At 67.4% G+C, this 16,913-nt stretch carries 19 protein-coding genes; 6 read left to right on the top strand and 13 right to left on the bottom strand.

Translation table 11 applies throughout. The features are described 5' to 3' along the window. The first annotated feature begins 217 nt into the window (after nucleotides 1-217). A complete protein-coding gene (locus AC0Z35_RS27705) occupies nucleotides 218-1,318 on the top strand; it encodes a LysR family transcriptional regulator (RefSeq protein WP_082134468.1) in 1,101 nt (366 codons plus the stop codon). Here the strand turns inward: AC0Z35_RS27705 and AC0Z35_RS27710 are convergent. Together AC0Z35_RS27710 and AC0Z35_RS27715 are read right to left on the bottom strand one after the other, a co-directional pair. After that, nucleotides 1,210-1,965: an SDR family oxidoreductase gene (locus tag AC0Z35_RS27710; RefSeq protein ID WP_485133077.1), complete on the bottom strand. Its 756-nt coding sequence runs from the start codon at nucleotides 1,963-1,965 to the stop codon at nucleotides 1,210-1,212. The genes AC0Z35_RS27705 and AC0Z35_RS27710 overlap by 109 nt on opposite strands. Before the next feature lie 10 nt (nucleotides 1,966-1,975). Then, nucleotides 1,976-2,455, bottom strand: a complete 480-nt coding sequence (locus AC0Z35_RS27715) for a carboxymuconolactone decarboxylase family protein (RefSeq protein WP_120156526.1) — start codon at nucleotides 2,453-2,455, stop codon at nucleotides 1,976-1,978. 269 nt (nucleotides 2,456-2,724) lie between these two features. Here AC0Z35_RS27715 and AC0Z35_RS27720 point away from each other — a divergent pair, with 269 nt between their 5' ends. Then, entirely contained in the window at nucleotides 2,725-2,982 is a 258-nt protein-coding gene (locus tag AC0Z35_RS27720) for a CrpP-related protein (RefSeq protein WP_104144140.1), read from the top strand. Here the strand turns inward: AC0Z35_RS27720 and AC0Z35_RS27725 are convergent. Then, entirely contained in the window at nucleotides 2,935-3,264 is a 330-nt protein-coding gene (locus AC0Z35_RS27725) for a hypothetical protein (RefSeq protein ID WP_314361818.1), read from the bottom strand. The two genes, AC0Z35_RS27720 and AC0Z35_RS27725, sit on opposite strands and share 48 nt — an antisense overlap. On the opposite strand from AC0Z35_RS27725, the gene AC0Z35_RS27730 reads away from it, so the two are divergent. The 4 genes from AC0Z35_RS27730 to AC0Z35_RS27745 all read left to right on the top strand — a co-directional run bounded on the left by AC0Z35_RS27730 (nucleotide 3,253) and on the right by AC0Z35_RS27745 (nucleotide 6,999). Next, nucleotides 3,253-3,621 carry a VOC family protein gene (locus AC0Z35_RS27730; RefSeq protein ID WP_046804895.1) on the top strand — a complete coding sequence of 123 codons (369 nt, stop codon included), beginning with the start codon at nucleotides 3,253-3,255 and terminating at the stop codon, nucleotides 3,619-3,621. The genes AC0Z35_RS27725 and AC0Z35_RS27730 overlap by 12 nt on opposite strands. Before the next feature lie 16 nt (nucleotides 3,622-3,637). Then, nucleotides 3,638-4,501 carry a LysR family transcriptional regulator gene (locus AC0Z35_RS27735; protein ID WP_104144141.1) on the top strand — a complete coding sequence of 288 codons (864 nt, stop codon included), beginning with the start codon at nucleotides 3,638-3,640 and terminating at the stop codon, nucleotides 4,499-4,501. 177 nt (nucleotides 4,502-4,678) lie between these two features. Then, nucleotides 4,679-6,340 carry a YbfB/YjiJ family MFS transporter gene (locus AC0Z35_RS27740; RefSeq protein ID WP_485133075.1) on the top strand — a complete coding sequence of 554 codons (1,662 nt, stop codon included), beginning with the start codon at nucleotides 4,679-4,681 and terminating at the stop codon, nucleotides 6,338-6,340. Nucleotides 6,341-6,771: 431 nt separating this feature from the next. Beyond that, complete coding sequence (locus AC0Z35_RS27745) at nucleotides 6,772-6,999, top strand: hypothetical protein (protein ID WP_104144142.1); 228 nt, start codon at nucleotides 6,772-6,774, stop codon at nucleotides 6,997-6,999. A gap of 113 nt (nucleotides 7,000-7,112) precedes the next feature. On the opposite strand, the gene AC0Z35_RS27750 is transcribed toward AC0Z35_RS27745, so the two are convergent. The 10 genes from AC0Z35_RS27750 to AC0Z35_RS27795 form a co-directional block, all read right to left on the bottom strand. Next, nucleotides 7,113-8,321 carry a zinc-dependent alcohol dehydrogenase gene (locus tag AC0Z35_RS27750; RefSeq protein ID WP_219990716.1) on the bottom strand — a complete coding sequence of 403 codons (1,209 nt, stop codon included), beginning with the start codon at nucleotides 8,319-8,321 and terminating at the stop codon, nucleotides 7,113-7,115. Beyond that, complete coding sequence (locus tag AC0Z35_RS27755; RefSeq protein WP_143215474.1) at nucleotides 8,321-8,548, bottom strand: hypothetical protein; 228 nt, start codon at nucleotides 8,546-8,548, stop codon at nucleotides 8,321-8,323. Before AC0Z35_RS27755 ends, AC0Z35_RS27750 begins: the two co-directional genes overlap by 1 nt. A 69-nt stretch (nucleotides 8,549-8,617) precedes the next feature. Continuing rightward, nucleotides 8,618-9,682 (bottom strand): UDP-glucuronic acid decarboxylase family protein, encoded by a 1,065-nt coding sequence (locus AC0Z35_RS27760; RefSeq protein WP_082134641.1) that lies wholly within the window; start codon nucleotides 9,680-9,682, stop codon nucleotides 8,618-8,620. After that, nucleotides 9,682-10,650 (bottom strand): glycosyltransferase, encoded by a 969-nt coding sequence (locus AC0Z35_RS27765; protein ID WP_046807147.1) that lies wholly within the window; start codon nucleotides 10,648-10,650, stop codon nucleotides 9,682-9,684. Before AC0Z35_RS27765 ends, AC0Z35_RS27760 begins: the two co-directional genes overlap by 1 nt. Further along, nucleotides 10,647-11,708, bottom strand: a complete 1,062-nt coding sequence (locus AC0Z35_RS27770) for a glycosyltransferase family 9 protein (protein ID WP_485133074.1) — start codon at nucleotides 11,706-11,708, stop codon at nucleotides 10,647-10,649. Before AC0Z35_RS27770 ends, AC0Z35_RS27765 begins: the two co-directional genes overlap by 4 nt. Then, entirely contained in the window at nucleotides 11,705-12,691 is a 987-nt protein-coding gene (locus tag AC0Z35_RS27775) for a glycosyltransferase family 2 protein (protein WP_485133073.1), read from the bottom strand. The genes AC0Z35_RS27770 and AC0Z35_RS27775 overlap by 4 nt, the downstream gene beginning before the upstream one ends. After that, nucleotides 12,688-14,427: a carbamoyltransferase family protein gene (locus AC0Z35_RS27780; protein WP_485133072.1), complete on the bottom strand. Its 1,740-nt coding sequence runs from the start codon at nucleotides 14,425-14,427 to the stop codon at nucleotides 12,688-12,690. Before AC0Z35_RS27780 ends, AC0Z35_RS27775 begins: the two co-directional genes overlap by 4 nt. Beyond that, on the bottom strand, nucleotides 14,408-15,532 hold the full coding sequence (locus AC0Z35_RS27785; protein ID WP_052946115.1) for a glycosyltransferase family 9 protein: 1,125 nt from the start codon (nucleotides 15,530-15,532) through the stop codon (nucleotides 14,408-14,410). Before AC0Z35_RS27785 ends, AC0Z35_RS27780 begins: the two co-directional genes overlap by 20 nt. A 2-nt stretch (nucleotides 15,533-15,534) precedes the next feature. Next, complete coding sequence (locus tag AC0Z35_RS27790) at nucleotides 15,535-16,125, bottom strand: D-glycero-alpha-D-manno-heptose-1,7-bisphosphate 7-phosphatase (protein WP_046807143.1); 591 nt, start codon at nucleotides 16,123-16,125, stop codon at nucleotides 15,535-15,537. Continuing rightward, on the bottom strand, nucleotides 16,116-16,859 hold the full coding sequence (locus AC0Z35_RS27795; RefSeq protein WP_485133071.1) for an SDR family oxidoreductase: 744 nt from the start codon (nucleotides 16,857-16,859) through the stop codon (nucleotides 16,116-16,118). The genes AC0Z35_RS27790 and AC0Z35_RS27795 overlap by 10 nt, the downstream gene beginning before the upstream one ends. Nucleotides 16,860-16,913: the final 54 nt, after the last annotated feature.

Raw genomic sequence — 16,913 nt, forward strand, 5'->3', positions numbered from 1 at the left:
AGCCGGACGCGCCGGGCAGCGGGCGCCGTCCGCCCCTGCCGGGCGCAATCCGCGCCCGCGCTTGAGGCGCTTTTTGATGCGCCTTTTGACGCGCTTTTTGATGCCTCTTTGGGTGGCGCCCCATCCTAGGGAAAACCCGAGTTTTTCCCATCCAATGTCACAGAATGGCCGCGTGCGCCGTCTTAGCCATAAGACCCACCCTTGCCGCGCCGCCACCATGTCGACACCCTTGTTTGCCCCATCGATCACCCCCTCTCCCCTTGGGCCGGATTCCCTGGCCGACAGCTTTGCCACCAGCTATGCCGGCGTGGTGGCATTCATTGCGGTGGCCGTCGAAGGCAACTTCGCCAAGGCGGGCGACCGGCTGGGCATCGGGCGGTCGGCCGTCAGCCGCAGCGTGCAGAAACTGGAAGACCAGCTGGGCACCCGGCTGTTCGTGCGCACCACGCGCAGCACGTCACTGACCGCCGAGGGGCGGCAGTTTTACGACCAGTGCCATCCCGGCGTGGCGCGTATCGTGCAAGCGCTGGATGACATGCGCGAACTGCGCGAAGGCCCGCCGTCGGGCCACCTGCGCGTGTGTTCCACCGTGGGCTTTGGCCGCAAGGTCGTCGCGCCCCTGCTGCACGGGTTCTGCCGGGCCAACCCCGGCATTGCGGTGGACCTGCTGCTGGACGATGGGCCGACCGACTTCGCGGCGGACGGCGTTGACGTGTCGTTTCGCAATGGCCGCATGGAAGACAGCCAGGTCATCGCAAAAAAAATCATCCCCATGCAGATGCTGCTGTGCGCCTCGCCCGGCTACGCCGCCGCGCACGGCCTGCCCGCCAGCGTGGACGACATCCTGGACCACCGTGGCGTGAACTTCCGACTGGCGTCGGGCCGGATCTTTGAATGGGAATTCAAGCTGGGCGACCGCTTGCAGAAGGTGACGCCGCCCGCGATGCTGACCTTCAACGACGCCGACCTGGTGTTGCAGGCGGTGCTGGACGGCCACGGCATTGCGCAGATGGCCGCCTACCAGGTTTGCGACCATCTGCGTGCCGGCACGCTTGTGGCCTGCCTGCCGCAGCACGCGCCCGATGACCGCGGGCATTACCTGTGCTTTTTAAGCCGCCAGCATCTGCCCGCCCGCATGCGCGTGTTCATCGACTACATGACCGAGCACATCCGGGGCTCCGGCTTGCTGCCGCCCCCGGCGCCGCCCCGCTATTTCCTGACGCCCGACTGGCTGAACCAGGTGTCGAAGTCTATCGAACCCAAGCGCGCCGAGGACGCCGGCACCAGGGTGTCGTCATTGAGCAGCGCGCCGAAATAGCGCGCACCGGGGTCGGCGCGCACCGTGCGGGTATCGCCGGTCTTGTCCAGGTATCGTTGCACCAGTGTGGACAGCCGCACCTGCTCAGGCCCGGCGATTTCCACGATGCCGTTCACCGGCGGGGCCAGCGTGGCGTCCGCCATGGCCAGGGCCACGTCGTCGGACGCAATCGGCTGCACAAAGGCGGGCGAGAGCCGCACGTCGTTGCCCTGCGCGCCCGCCTGCACGATGCCGCCCAGGAATTCAAAGAACTGCGTGCTGTGGACGATGGTGTAGGGAATACCGCCCGCCTCGATCAGCGCTTCCTGCGCGATCTTGCCGCGAAAATAGCCGCTTTCGGCCAGGCGATGCGTGCCCACCACCGACAGTGCCACGTGGTGCCGCACCCCGGCGCGCGCTTCGGCGGCCAGCAGGTTGCGCCCCGACGCCCGGAAGAATTCCAGCACGGCGTCGTCTTCAAACGAGGGCGAATTGGCCACGTCGACCACGGTGTCCACGCCCACCAGCGCGCTATCCAGGCCCACGCCCGTGACGGTGTTCACGCCGGTGGCGGGCGAGGCGGCGATGGCCTCGTGGCCGCGTTCGACAAGCCGCTTCACAAGCTTTGAGCCGATCAGGCCGGTTCCGCCGATGACCAGGATTTTCATGGCGCTTTCCTTAGCTGAAGTTGGCTTTGTCCAGGCCATAGGCCTTGTCGGCCGAGCCCGGCACGGTGCGAAAGCCCACGTTCAGCCGGTTCCACCCGTTGATGGCCATGATGGCGAAGCTGAGGTCGCTGATTTCTTTTTCGGACAATTCGCCGCGTACGCGCTCGTAGATGTCGTCCGGCACGCCATGCGCGCCCAACGTCGTCAGTGCTTCGGTCCATGCCAGGCAGGCCCGTTCGCGCGGTGAAAATTCCGTGGACTCGCGCCAGATCGCAACATGGTGCAGGCGCAATTCGCCTTCGCCACGGATCTTGGCCTCTTTCACGTGCATGTCCAGGCAGAAGCCGCAGCCGTTGATCTGGGACGCGCGGATCTCGATCAGGCCCAGGATGGACGGCTCGATCGACCCCGACTTCAACAACATGCCGAATTCGACAAACTTCTTGAACAGCGCGGGCGATTGCGCAAAAGCGTTAAGGCGTTGACTCATGGTGGCTCCCGGGAGGTTGGATTTGGGTAAGCGCGCCGCGCGGTGTCGCGGGGGGCGCGGGATGCTTGAACGACGCCCAAATCGTAGGCCTGCCCACACCAAGGCAGTAGGCCTGCACCAGGGACCACGATGTTGCCCGCGGGGCAACAATGCGCCTTGCCCCGGGAACAATCCAACTCCCCTCATCTGGTACCGCAACACTATTGCAAAGCCCCCCCGAACCGCACGATACTGGCGGTCCGTTCTTCATACTTTTGGAGGGTTCAGCAATGCATCGCGATGACATCCAGAAGCTCGGCGCGAACGCCGCCCGGCAGGGCTTGACCTTATGGGACTGCCCGTACTATCGCGCTGTTGAAATGCCCGGCCACACGGGCGAGTCGATCTCCCTGTGGCGTGAAAAGGTGCGCGCCTGGGAAGCCGGGTGGCGCATGCAGATGCGCAGCCGCCCGACCCCGGCGCGCGACCGCGCGCATCAGCTAGTCGCCATGGATCGAAGTGCGCCGGTAGTCCTCCGCACGGGCTAGGGTGCGATAGAACGAGGCGCCAATATTGATCAGCCTGTCGCACTCCTCCGGGCTCAGGCGCGGGCTGATCTGCACCAGACAGCTGGCGAATTCCGTCAGCACCTCGGCCCAGTCGTCAAAACGACGACACGGTGCAGTCTTTACGATCATCTTTGCAAGTAGTTCGTCCTGTAGCATGGGTTTCGCCTCTGTGTGGCCGACAAGAGCCGTGCGAAGCAAACGCCATACCCGGCGGCCATCGGCCGCCGCATTCAATTGATTAAGGCCAGCATGTTCGATCACATCGGATTCGGCGTCAGCGACATGGAACGCAGTCGCGCATTCTTCCTGCAAGCGCTGGCTCCCCTGGGGGTTGGCCTTGCCATGCAAGGGCCCGACAGCGTGGGCCTGGGCCGCGCGGGCAAGCCCTCAATGTGGCTGTACGGCACCCAGGCGGTGTCGCCGCCGCTGCACATCGCCATCACCGCCGCCAACCGCGCCGAGGTGGACGCGTTCTACCAGGCCGCCATGGCGGCAGGCGCCACCGACAATGGCGCCCCGGGCCTGCGCCCCCACTACCACCCCAATTACTACGCCGCCTTCGTGCGGGCGCCCGACGGCCACAACCTGGAAGCCGTGTGCCACCTGCCCCCGGCCTGAGCGCCGGGACGACACCATGAATTGGGACGATGCAAGAATATTTCTTGCGCTGCAACGCGAAGGAACGCTGCGCCGCGCGGCGCGTGTGGCGGGCGTGGACCAAGCCACGATAGGACGGCGGATCGGCGTGCTGGAACACAACCTGGGCGCCACCCTGTTTCTGCGCAGCTCAACCGGCTACACGCTGACGACGGCCGGCAGCGCGGTGCTGCACGCTGCCGAACGCATGGAGCAGTTCGCCAATGACCTGGTGCGCCAGGCCCAGGGCACGGACGGGCGGCTGGAAGGCGAAGTGAAGGTGGCCACCACCGATTCGCTGGCGATGGAATTCGTTATTCCGGCCATCGCCGACTTGCACGCGCGCCACCCCGACGTGCGGGTGCGACTGAGCGTGGCCACGCAGATGGCCAACCTGGCGCGGCGCGAGGCCGACATCGCCATCCGCAACATGAAGCCCGACAACCCGGACCTGATCGCGCGCCAACTGGCGCTGTGGCCGGTGGGCCTGTATGCCTCGACAGGCTATCTGGAACGACACGGCGCGCCCACCGAGCATGGCGGCTTCAAGGGACACGATCTGGTGTATTACCAGCCCTACCTGGAAGGCGGACGGCCGCCGACCATCGTGGGCGAACCGGCGCAAGCGGGCCGCATCGTGGCTACGGCCAATTCCAGCCTGATGCTGCGCACGCTGATCGCTAGCGGCGTGGGCATCGGTGAATTGCCGGTGCCGATGGGCGAACGCGGGGGCCTGACACGGCTATGGTCCGACCGCGAGCGGGAAGGTGGCTTTGCCGTCTGGCTGGTCACCCACCAGGACCTGCGCCACACGGCACGCGTGCGCGCGTTCATCGATACGGTCGTGGCGCAGTTCGAATAGCGCGGTGCGCAATGCGGCTGGGGGATCGATGCCGCACCCTGCGCACGCCGCCTACAAACCGCTGCGTTTTTGCATCATCGCCATTGCAAATTGCTGCGTGATTCCAGCACCTGGCGTTCCTATACTTTTTGGCATATCGACCCGATTGGGTCGTGCTGAAAACGTAGAGGTCCCACCATGTCACGCCCATCCACCCCTGCCCTGCCAGGCTCCGCCGGCGCCCCCTGGCGCTACGTGCTGGCCGGGTTTGCCGCCAGTCTGGCCAGCATCGGGCTGGCCCGTTTTGCCTATGCGCCCCTGGTGCCCGCGCTGATCCAGGCGCACTGGTTTTCGTCGTCCAGCGTGGTGTTTCTAAGCGCCGCGAACCTGACCGGTTACCTGGTCGGCGCACTGATCGGTCAGCCTTTGGCGCGGCGTTTTTCCAACACCCAGGTACTGCGCGCCATGATGGCGCTGGTGACGCTGGCGTTTCTGGCTTGTGCCTACCGCCAAGCGCTGGGCTGGTTCTTCGGCTGGCGCCTGATGTCGGGCATCGCGGGCGGCGCCATCATGGTGCTGGCCGCCGCCACCGTGCTGCCGCACGTGCCGCGCGAACGCCGGGGGCTGGCGGGCGGCGCGATATTCCTGGGTATCGGCGTGGGCATCGCGGGCTCGGGCACGGTCGTGCCGTGGCTGCTGGGCTTCGGGCTGCAAGCCGCATGGCTGGGGCTGGCCGCGATCTCGGCGGTGCTGACCTTGTTGACATGGAGCGCGTGGCCGGCTCATGGCGTGACCGTGCCCGTATCGCCGGCGGCACCGTCGCCGTCGGCGTTGGCCTCGGTCAGCGCCGGCGCCGGGACGAGCAGCGTTGGGACGAGGGGCGCTGGGACGACCGACGTTGGGACGACCGGCGCTGGAACGACCGGCGCTGGAACGAGCGGCGCGGGCACGTCCGGCAGGGGCACGCCCCGCGACTCATCCGCACCCGCGTCAGCCCATGCGAACGCTTCCGACCCGCGCGCCGGAGTTGTGTTGTTGTTCGGCCAATACGGTCTGATGGCCGTAGCGCTGGTGGCGCCGATGGTGTTTCTGGTGGACTTTGTCCAACGCGGCCTGACCGGCGATCCGCACGCCGGTGCGTATTACTGGATTCTGTACGGGGTGGGCGCGATGATGGGGCCGCCGCTGTACGGCTGGCTGGGCGACAGGCTGGGTCCGCGCAGCGCTTTGCGCCTGGTGTTGGCGATGCAGGCCGTTGCCATGGCCGCGTTGACCCTGGCGCACGGCGGCGCGTTGCTGGCGGCCGCCGCGTTCATGGTGGGCACCTTCCCCCCGGGCATCGTGCCGCTGGCGCTGGCGCGCATTCACGACCTGATTCCGCACGACCCCGTGGCGCAGAACCGCGCATGGAGCCGCGCCACCGTCAGCTTCGCCACCTTTCAGGCGGTGGCGGGATACGCCTACTCGGCCGTATTCAGCGCCACCGGAGGCCAACACCGCATGCTGTTCGCGGTGGGCGCGGTGGCTCTGGTGGTGGCATTGCTGGCCGAACTGCGCCCGATTGAACGCGCCCTTGGCCGCCGCCTGGGCGCGGCTTCCAATCAGGGGATCGCGGACAAGTCCTCGCCGGGATCGGGCGCGGGGGTGGCCGGGGCCGCCGGCGCCGTGCCAGCGGGCGGGGCTGCGGGGCCGCTGCTTTGCGGGGCCGGGGGCGGGCTTGCCGGAGGGCTTGCCGAAGGGCTCGCTGAAGGGCTTGCTGAAGGGTTTGCCGAAGGACGTTCCGATGGGCCCGCGGTCGACTTTTCGTGTCGGCTGGCGCATACGAAGGCCAGCTTGTTGCCCTCGGGGTCGCGGCAGTAGGCGGCGTAGAAGTCGGGCGCGTACCGGCTGCGCAAGCCGGGCGCGCCTTCGTCCACCGCGCCGTGCGCCAGCGCTGCGGTCCAGCACTGGCGCACCACGTCTTCGGACGGCGCCTCGAAACTGACCTGGCAGCCATTGCCCCAGGTGGCGGGCAAGCCGTTGAACGGGGGCGCGATCACAAACGTCGGCCAGCGCGCCGAGCCCACGCCCCAGATCACGCCTTCCGGCCCTGCGTTGTCGATGGCGTTGCGCCGCGCCAAACCCAGCGGCGCCAACACGGCGTCATAGAAGTCCACCAGCCGCGGCCAATCGCGCGCGCCGATTTGGATGTGAGTGAACATACCGTCTCCTTCAGGAATGGCAGTTGCTGAACCGGTGCCGACGCCGCGCATCCCGCAAGGCACGCAACCCGCACCCTGCCAGGAGGAACCATGACCGATTCCAAACCCGCGCCCGCCCCCAACCCGCCGCCCTCGCCGCACGTGGACCCCGCCGAAAAGGGCGCCACCGGCCAACCCGTGGCCGACGGGCCTCCGCAAGGCGAGGTCAATCGCGACCCGAATACCAATTCGGGCTATCCGGCCGGCGGCTCACAGGCCGAGGAAGGCAAAGACGTCTACGGACGTCCGGTCGACCCGGCCCGGCCGAATCGAAAGTAAGGCCAAGGCGCCGGCCTGCGCGTCAGCTCAAGCCGGCGCCCTGCCCGAGCAGCAAGCACGGGGCCGACCCCACCTGCCCGTCCGGCCGCCAAAGCCGCACCCAGCCGCACCCATTACGCCGCCGGCTCCAACTGAACCTTCAGCCAGCCGGGCTGGCGGGTGTCGAATGCCTTGAACGCATCCACCGCCTGCGTCAACGGCTCTTGTCGCGTCAGGATGGCCGCCGGGTCCACCGCGCCTGTGCGCACCAGCTCCATCAGCATCGGCACGTATTTGCGGTGATTGCAGTTGCCCATGCGCAAGGTCAGGTTCTTGTTCATGGCCTCGCCGATCGGAAACGTGCGGTCATTGGGCGGATATACGCCGATGATCGACAGCGTGCCGGCCTTGGCCAGCGCCTGCACCGCCCATTGCAACGCTTGCGACGGCGCGTTGCCCGGCCGCCAGTTCTCGCCGTCCGGCTTGGCATGGGGCGCACCCTTGCGCGCCTCTTCTTCCATTGACGCGTTGGTATCGGCGTTGCCCGCCGGGCCATCGTGCGCATGCACCGCATCCACGCCCACGGCATCGATGGCGCAGTCCACGCCAATGCCGCCCGTCAAGCCCTTGATGCACGCCACGGGGTCTTCCGCATTGAAATCGATGACCTCGGCGCCCTGGGCGCGCGCCATGGCCAACCGGTCGGGCACGGTGTCCACGGCAAAGATCCGGCCGGCGTGCATGAGCTTGGCCGACGCGATGGCAAACTGCCCCACCGGCCCGCAGCCGAACACCGCCACGGTGTGGCCGGGCTTGATGTCGGCCAGGTCGGCGCCGAAATATCCGGTGGGGAAAATGTCCGACAGCATCAGCGCCTGCTCGTCGCTGACGCCGTCCGGCACCTTGACCAGGTTGACGTTGGCAAACGGCACGCGCGCCAGCTCGGCCTGCAAGCCGTTGAACGGGCCGGTGGACTGCGGGCCGCCATAAAACGAGGTGCCGGCATCGCGCCCGTTGGGGTTGGCCACGTCGCACTGCGCGTAATAGCCGGCGCGGCAGTACGAGCAATAGCCGCAGGCGATGGTGGACGGAATCACCACGCGGTCGCCCACGTTCAGGTTGCGCACGCCGGGCCCCAGTTGCTCGACCACGCCCACGCCTTCATGGCCGAGGATGGTGCCGGGCTTCATGGATTCCATGGTGCCGCGAATAAAGTGCAGGTCGGTGCCGCAGATGGCGCTGGCGGTCAGGCGCACGATGGCGTCGTTGTCTTCCTGCAAGACGGGGTCGGGGACGGTGTCCAGACGGATGTCGCCGATGCCGTGAAATACAACAGCTTTCATTATTTGCTCCTTGAGGTGCCCGACCGGTTGTCTACCGGCGGCGCGTCCGGCGTGGAGTTGCCCGGGTCCCAGACGTCATCGGGGTGCATGCCGGGCGGCACTTGTTGGCCGGCGCCGGTACGGTTGGGGTCCGCGGGGCGCCCCGCCAGCGTGCGTTCCGATTCCGGCACGGGCTTGCGGTCCGCCGCCTGCGGGTCGTCCTGATGGGAGTGTGGCTTGGTAGTCATCACGTGCTCCTTGGTGGGCGATGTGCGCGGCGACAGGATGGCGCCGCATGCGGGAGCACGCAGCAATCGCTATGCCCGGTCGGCGGGCGCGTAGCGGCGCACGCTGGCGCCGGGCACGGCGTGTTCGGGGTGTTCGGCGTGTTCGGCGTGCTGGACCGGCCCGTCCGCCGGACGCGTGCGCTTGGCCTCGGCCGCGAAGTACGCCACCGTGCGCGCGATGCCCTCGGCCGGGTCCACCCTGGGGCTCCACCCCAGCCGGGTACGCGCCAGCGTGATGTCGGGGCATCGGTGCGTGGGATCGTCCACCGGCAATTCGCGGTGCACCAGCGGCACGCGTGACCCGGTCAGCTTGCGCACCATGTCGGCCATTTCCAGCATCGTCAGTTCGGCCGGGTTGCCCAGGTTGACCGGCTGCGCGAGGTCTTCGGGGCTTTCCATCAGGCGGACCAGGCCGTCGATCAGGTCGTCCACATAACAGAACGAACGCGTCTGGGTGCCATCGCCGTAGACGGTCAGCGGCTGCCCCGCCAGCGCCTGCACGATGAAGTTCGACACAACGCGCCCATCATCCGGCGCCATGCGCGGCCCATAGGTATTGAAGATGCGCGCAATCTTCACCACCACGCCTTCGCGCCGCGCATATTCCATGAAAATCGTTTCCGCGCAGCGCTTGCCCTCGTCATAACAAGAGCGCGGCCCAACCGGGTTCACGTGCCCCCAGTAGCCTTCACCCTGCGGATGCTCCAGCGGGTCGCCATAGACCTCGCTGGTGGAGGCCTGCAACACCCGCGCGCCGACATCGCGCGCCAGTTCCAGCAGTTGCATCGCGCCCAGCACGCAGGTGCGCAGCGTCTTGAGCGGGTCGGCCTGATAGTGCACGGGCGAGGCCGGGCACGCCAGGTTGTAGATGCGGTCCACGCGCACGCGCGGCAGCTTGTCGACCACGTCGTGGCGCATGACGGTAAAGCGCGGGTGCGCGGCCAGCGGCGACACGTTGCACGCCCGCCCCGTCTGGAAATTGTCAACGCATATCACTTCCCACCCGTCGTTCAACAGCCGCGAGCAAAGGTGCGAGCCCAGAAAGCCCGCCCCGCCCGCCACCAGCGCGCGGCCGCTACGTGGAATATCGTTCATCATGCTGCCTCCAGGATCGTGTCGAACACGTCTATCCAATCAGAAATAAAGCGGCCCATGCCAAAGCGTTCCAGCGCGGTCCGGCGCCCCGCCGCGCCCCAGGCCCGCGCCAGTTCGGGCTCGGCCACCAGTTGCCGCGCCACCGCCAGCAGCCGGTCAGGCCGCGTATCCACATAGCCGTTTTCACCGTTCTTGATCACGGTCGGCAGTTCGGTGGTGGCAAAGCCCACCACCGGCACGCCGCACAGCATGGCCTCTACCAAGGACAGGCCCAAGCTGGCATAGCGGATGGGGCTGAAAAAATAGCGATACCGCGCCATCACGGCGCCCACTTCCATATTGGGCACTTCGCCCAGCCCGCCCAATTCCTCCGAGCCCATGCCGATCAGGTCCATGGGCGTTTGCGCGCGCAGCTGGTCAAACAAGTCGCGGCCCAAGCGGCGGCCGCGGCGGCCCAGGTGGTTGATGACCACGATGCCTCGCGCGTTGCCGCCGTCATAGCTGACATCGGGCGGCGGCACGCCGTGCTCGACGATGCGCACCGGCATGCCGTCCGAGTCCCACATCGCGGCATTGAACGGGGTCACGTGCACGACCAGGCCACGCTCGTGCCGAAAGGGATGCATCGTATCGGTGGGATGCGGCTCGGGCGGGTTGTGTTCCAGGTAGACGCTGGGCAGCGCGCGTTGCGCCTCGTTCAGCCAGCGCGGCGCATCCGCCAGGTTCTGCCGCGACTGGTACAGCACGCAGTCGAACGCCATGCCGCGCAGGTTCTCGGCGGGCACCTGCACCACGTTTGCGGGCCACGGTATCTTGCGGCCCAGCGCGCCATAGCCCGACGGATTGCCCGGCAGGGAAGGCACCACAAAGTCATGCGGCACATGGCTCAGGGCATACAGATAATTGCCATGAACATGCCAGGTCAGAATGCGCAGGCGCCGACGCGGCGCCGCCACGGACTGCGTCATTGCACGGCCCCTTTGAGTTGATGTTGAACTTGCCCCAGTACGTCGGGCACCGTCACCGCCAAGGCGCACGGGTGCCCGATCGGGCATTCCTCGAACGCGCAGGGGCGGCACGCCATGTCGGCGGCCAGCACCACGTGGCGTGCGCTGTCGATGGGCGCCCAGCGCCGCTGGTCGCTGCCGCAGGCGATGACGACACTCATCGCGCCCACGCCCGCCGCCACGTGCGACACGCCCGTGTCGTTGCACACCAGCAGACGGCACATCGTCAGCAGCGCCGCCAGGCTGCCCAGGTTGGTCTGCCCGCACAGGTTGGTCAGCGGCACGCCCGCCTGGTCTTGCAGCGACTGCACCAGCGGCATCTCGCTGTGCATGCCGGTCAAGGCGACTTGCCAACCCTGGCGCGACAGTTCGCCGGCCAGCGCCGCGTATCGCTCCAAGGGCCAACGCCGCGACGGCAGCCGCGCGCCGACGTGCATCAGGATCAGCTTGGCGGGGTCCAGCGCATGCTTGCGCATCAATGCCTCGGCATCGCGCTGATCGGTCTGCGACACCGGAAATTCCAGCGCATCGTCATCCGCTTGCAACCCCAGGTATCGCAACAAGGCCAGATAGCGGCGCGGCTCGGGCAGGTCGTCCGGCCACAACATGCGGCAGCCGGGAATCTGCGCGGTCGGGTCCGCCACAAAGCCGCCCCAGCGCCCCGCGCCCAACTGCGCGACGATGGGATTGGACTGCGTGCCGCTGCCGTGCAACTGCAAGGCCACGTCGGCGTGCAACGCGCGCACGCGCCGGTAGAACGCCGGCAGATCGTCCGGACGTGGCTGCTGTTCGGGAAAGGCCGGTATGCCGGGAAATTCGATCAGCTCGTCCACATAGGCGTGAAAGCGGTCAACGAACTCATGCGCGTTGGGCAGGCCCACCAGAACAATGCGCGTGTGCGGAAACGCACGCCGCAATGCGCGCAAGGCGGGCACGGCGCACAGCATGTCGCCCAATTGCAAGGCGCGAAACACCACCAGCGTGGCGGGCGGGCGCAAGGGATCGAACAGCGGCGTCATGATTCGCTCCTGGCAAACCGCAGCAGGCCCACCAGCCGCCACCAGATGGACAGCAGCGGGATGCAGGCCGACGTGATCGCCAAGTCGACCACGTTGCGCAAGCTGCGGCGCGTGCCGCGCAAGCGCCGCATGAAGAAATGCACGCTTAATGCCAGCCACGCACCCGCCGCCGCGACGGCGGCAGTGAAATAGCCCAGCGCCGCCAACGCCACCGCGCCCACCGCCGCCGCCGTCACCCCCAGGTAAAAGCGTGGCGGGCGCGACCGGATGCGGCTGCGATACAGCAGGGGGTATTTCTTGCGCAACAGCATGTCGAACATCACTTTTTTCTGCATGCCCAGGCCCGCCGCGAACCGCACCGGGCGCATCGGATGCAGCACGCGTGCCAAGGGCGCGCGCTGCACCGAAAAGCCATGGTCCAGCAAGGCAAAATGCAAGTCTGAATCTTCGCGCCACGCCATGGTGTAGCGGGTGTCAAAGCCGCCGACCACTTGCAGCGCCGTGCGCCGCACGAAGCAATTGGCGGTGATGAATTCAGACCGCGTCAGGCCGGCCGCATCACGTTCGTAGTCGCTGGGCGGATCGGGCAGCGGCATTTCGGTCACGCCGGTCACCGCCGCCAGGTTGGGCCGCAGCGCCAGCACGCCATGCCCCAGCCAATCGGGTTGGGGGATGGTGTCGTCGTCGGTGAACGCAATGATTTCGCCGCGAGCGCTTTGCCAGCCCTGGTTGCGCGCGCCGGCCGGGCCGCGTGTGCCCACCACCGGCAGATAACGCAGTGCCGGCCGCCCGCCCCAGGCCGCCTGCAAGGCTTCGACTTGGCGACGCGTGCTGGCCAGCGCGGCGTCGTCGCACACCAGCACTTCGTACTGGTCGCGCGGAAAACGCTGGTTGCCCAGCGCTTCCAGGCAGCGCGCCAGCAGGTCGGGGCGCCGATACGTAGGCACCACCACCGACACCAGAATGGACGCGTCGTCGCTCATCGCGGTTTCTCGACCAGATACGAACCGATCACCAGCGCATCCAGTGGCGACGTCCAGAAGCATTCCACGGCGTCGCGGGGTGTACACACCACTGGTTCCCCGCGCGTGTTGAACGATGTGTTCACCAACACGGGCACGCCCGTCAGCCGCTCAAAGGCCACCAGCAAATCGTAGTAGCGCGGGTTCTGATCGTGCCTGACGGTTTGCACGCGCGCCGTGCCGTCAATGTGCCGCACGGCCGGAATCTGCTGCGCGCGATGCGGCAGCACGTCATAGACGAACAGCATGAATGGCGCGCAGATCGACGGTGCGCCCCGGCCGTCGAACCATTCCGCCGCCCGTTCTTCCAGCACCACGGGCGCCACGGGCCGGAAGTCCTCGCGATCCTTCAAGCCATTCAAGCGCGCCTGCATGCCGCTATCCAGCGGCGAGGCCAGGATGGACCGCGCACCCAGGGCGCGCGGGCCGAATTCCATGCGCCCCTGGAACCAGCCCAGGATCTTTTCCTGGGCCAGCAAGGCGGCCGCCTCGCCCGCCACGTCGTCCAGCCGCCGGAACTCCAAGCGCGAGTTGTAGAGAAAACGTTCGATTTCCTCGTCGCCGTACGAAGGGCCCAGGTAGGCGTGTTCCATCGACCATTCGCGCTTGCAGCCGCGCCGGTGATAGTCCACGTACAGCGCCGCGCCCAGCGACGTGCCGGAGTCGCCCGCCGCCGGTTGCACCCAGACGGAATCGAACGGCCCGTCCTTGGCGATGCGCGCGTTCATCACGCAGTTAAGCGCCACGCCGCCCGCCATGCACAGGTCCTTGGCGCCCGTCTTTTCATGCAGCCACTGCACCATGTGCAGCGCGGTCTCTTCCAACACGTATTGCAACGAGCTGGCGATGTCCTTGTGCTTCTCTTCAAAGGGCGCGCCGCGCCGGCGCGGCGGGCCGAAGCGCTCGGCCAGACGAGCGGGCTGCAAGGAATAACCGCCCTCTTCCTCCAGCCGCAGGATGTCGCGAAATTCGGCGCGGTACTTCGGCTTGCCGAACGAGGCCAGCGCCATCACCTTGTATTCATCGGAAGAATGCAAAAATCCAAGATAGCGTGTGACGTCCTCGTACAGCAGGCCCAGCGAATGCGGCAGGTCGATCTGCTTGAGCCGCGCGTACTCGCCGCCTGAAAAATGGCCGTAGCTGGTGGTGGTCTTTTCGCCGCGCCCGTCCATCGTCAACACCGCCGACTCCTTGCACGGCGCGGCCAGGAACGCGCTGGCCTCATGCGACAGGTGGTGGTCCAGGTACACCCAGCGGTCCAGGATATGTTCCAGCGTCAGGTCGTCAAAGCGCGGCGACTTCAAATGGTGTGGCGCCCCATCCAGCAATTGGCGCGGCGCGTTCACCAGATAGGACAAGAACAGCGGGTCCCACGGGGACTCGCCATTGGGTCCGAAGCCGGCGCGCGATGGCTCCAGCGGCAGCGCGATATCCAGCGGGCGGGGTTGGCCGTCGGCCAGCAGCGCGGGGTCGTACGAATAGACGATGTGATCCACGTCGCGCAGCCGGATATCCGCCACCGACAGGCAGTAGTCGATGGCGTAGTACGGCAGTTGCCAGGTGGTGAAGGGAACCGGGCGCTTGCCGTGCTTGACCCGCGTGAAGCGCTCTTCCTCGGCCGCCGCAAGGACGATGCCGTCCCGCACGAGCGTGGCGGAGCAGTCGTGGTAGGCCGCGTTAATGCCTAGTGTGTACATGGGTGGTCTCCTTGGCCGCGCGAGGACCGAACAGGTCCACGCGAGTCTCGTTCAACAGTTCCCGCGCCGCCGTCGCCACCTGAGTGGGCGCAACGCCGGCAAGGCAAGCTTGGTGTCCTTCCGGGCACACGCTGCGATAGCAGTATTTGCAGGGCACGTCGTGGTTCAGCACACGCGCGGGCGTCTGCCACGGCGTGTGTTGCGGATTGGTCAGGGCGTACAGGTCCACCACCGGCACGCCCAACGCGGCGGCAATGTGCGCCGGCCCGCTGTTGTTGCAGATCATCAGCGCCGACGCCTCAAGCGCCGCGCCCAGTTCGCCCAGCGTCAGGCCGTTGGACAGGTCGATCAGGCCGGGCAGCAGTTGCCGCGCTTCGGCCAGCGCCACGGCCAGCTCGGCATCCTCGTGCCCACCCAGCAGCAGGATGCGGCGGCCATCGCCGCGCAGCTCGACCAGCGCCTGCACCATCTGCCGGGCCGGATAGCGCCGTGACGACGCGGTGGCGCCCGCATGCGCGCAGATCCAGCCGCCCGTCTCGGTCACGCCCGCGCGGTGCAGTTTGGCCTGTAGCGAAAAACGGTCCGAATCGCTGACCCGGAACGACATGCGAGCGTTGTCGCAATGCGCCCCGACGCTGGCCACCAGGTCCAGCTGGCGCTGCACTTCGTGGCGGATGCCCGAGGCCGGTTCGGTTTCCCGCACCCAGTCGGAGATCAGCCGATACGGGTTTTCGCGGCAGTGCGCCAGCACACGCGGTACGCCGGCCAGGTGGCACAGCAGCGCGGCGGGCAGCGGGCTTTGGCTGTACGCGGTGAAGATCACGGCGGCATCGGGCCGCAGCGCCCGCACACGCGCGATGGCGTCCAGGTCCTGGTCGCGGCCGTGCGAATCGTTCTTGACCCACGCCGGGTCGTACGCCAGCGCGGTGTCCACCTCCGGGATATAGGCCGCAACGCGCGCGCCGGAATGGGACGTCAGCAAGGACAGGCGCCGTGCGCCCGCCTGGCGCAGCGCGCGAAACGCGGGCGTGCACATCACCACGTCGCCCATGTTGTCCAGGCGTATGCACAGCACGTGCGCGCATTCCTGCCAGTTCCAGGCCATGGTCACCCCTTGCCCGGCGCCAGCGGCACCGGCGGGTTCGACAGCACGATCTGCGCGGCGGCGTCCAGGTCGGGCGCGCGGCAGTGCGGCAGCCGGTGGGGACCCTCGCGCCATTCGGTTTCGTTGCCGACGTCCAGCAAGATGGTGCGGCAGCCGGCCAGGTTGCCCGCTTCGATGTCGTCCAGGATGTCGCCGATGAACCAGGACGCGCGCAGGTCCAGGCCCAGCTCGTCGGCCGCGCGCAGCAGCAGGCCCGGCTTGGGCTTGCGGCAATCGCACTCGATGTCGTAGCCCTGAACCACGCCGTCGGGATGGTGCGGGCACCAATAGAAGCCTTCCAGGTGGGCGCCGGCCGCCATGAACATCGACGCCAGCTTCACGTGCACGGCGTCCAGCGCGCTGGCCGCGAACATGCCGCGCGCCACGCCCGACTGGTTGCTGATGACCACCAGCGGCAGGTCCGAGGCGGCCAAGCGCGACAGGCCCGCCAGCGCCATGGGCGCGTAGGCCATGCGCGCGGGGTCCACGTTGTAGGGTTCGTCCGCCAACACCGTGCCGTCCTTGTCCAGAAAGACCGCCGGCCTCAAGGCCATGACGTTTCCTTCATCGGCAGCACCATGATTTCAGGCACCACCGTTTCTTCCGGCTGCGTCAACACGAAGCGCACCGCGCGCGCCACATTGGCGGGGTCTTGCAGCGTGTTGGTATCGATGTCCGGAAAGCGGTCAAGCAGGAACGGGGTGCGCATGCCGCCCGCAATCACCGCGCTGACCTTGATGCCCGCGCCGCGCAGTTCGGCGTGCAAGGCATGCGACAAGCCCATCAAGCCCCACTTGCTGGCGTGATACGCGCTGGCGTTGGGCCAGGCGCGGCGCGCGGCGGTGGAGGCCACGTTAACGATGTGGCCGCCCGGGCTGAGCCGGTCCTTGCCCAGCTTGGCCATCAAGAAGGGCCCCGTCAGGTTGGTGCGCAGCACGCGTTCCCACACGTCGGGGTCCAGGTCGTCGATGGGCGCGGTCACGTCCACGCCCGCGCTATTGACAATGGCATCCAGCTTGCCGAACTGGCGCACCACCGCGTCCAGCCCTTCGCGCACGTCGGCCACCACACCCACGTCCATGATGCAGGCCATGACGTTGGCGCCCTGCTCCGACAGCTGGCGAGCCAGCGCGGTGGCGCGCTGTTCATCGACGTCGGTCACCGCAACGCTGGCGCCTTCCGCCGCCAACATTTCGCACAGCGCCGCGCCCAGGCCGCTGCCTCCGCCGGTCACCAGCACGCAGCGCCCTTTCAGGCTTTCAAAGTGGTTGTTCGCAAGGTCGGTCATCGTGTACTCCGTGATTGGTCCGGACCCGGTCCGGGGTTATTCAAGGGCTATGTC

It is taken from the genome of Achromobacter sp. 1L-A-4-B-C2, from assembly GCF_057291955.1.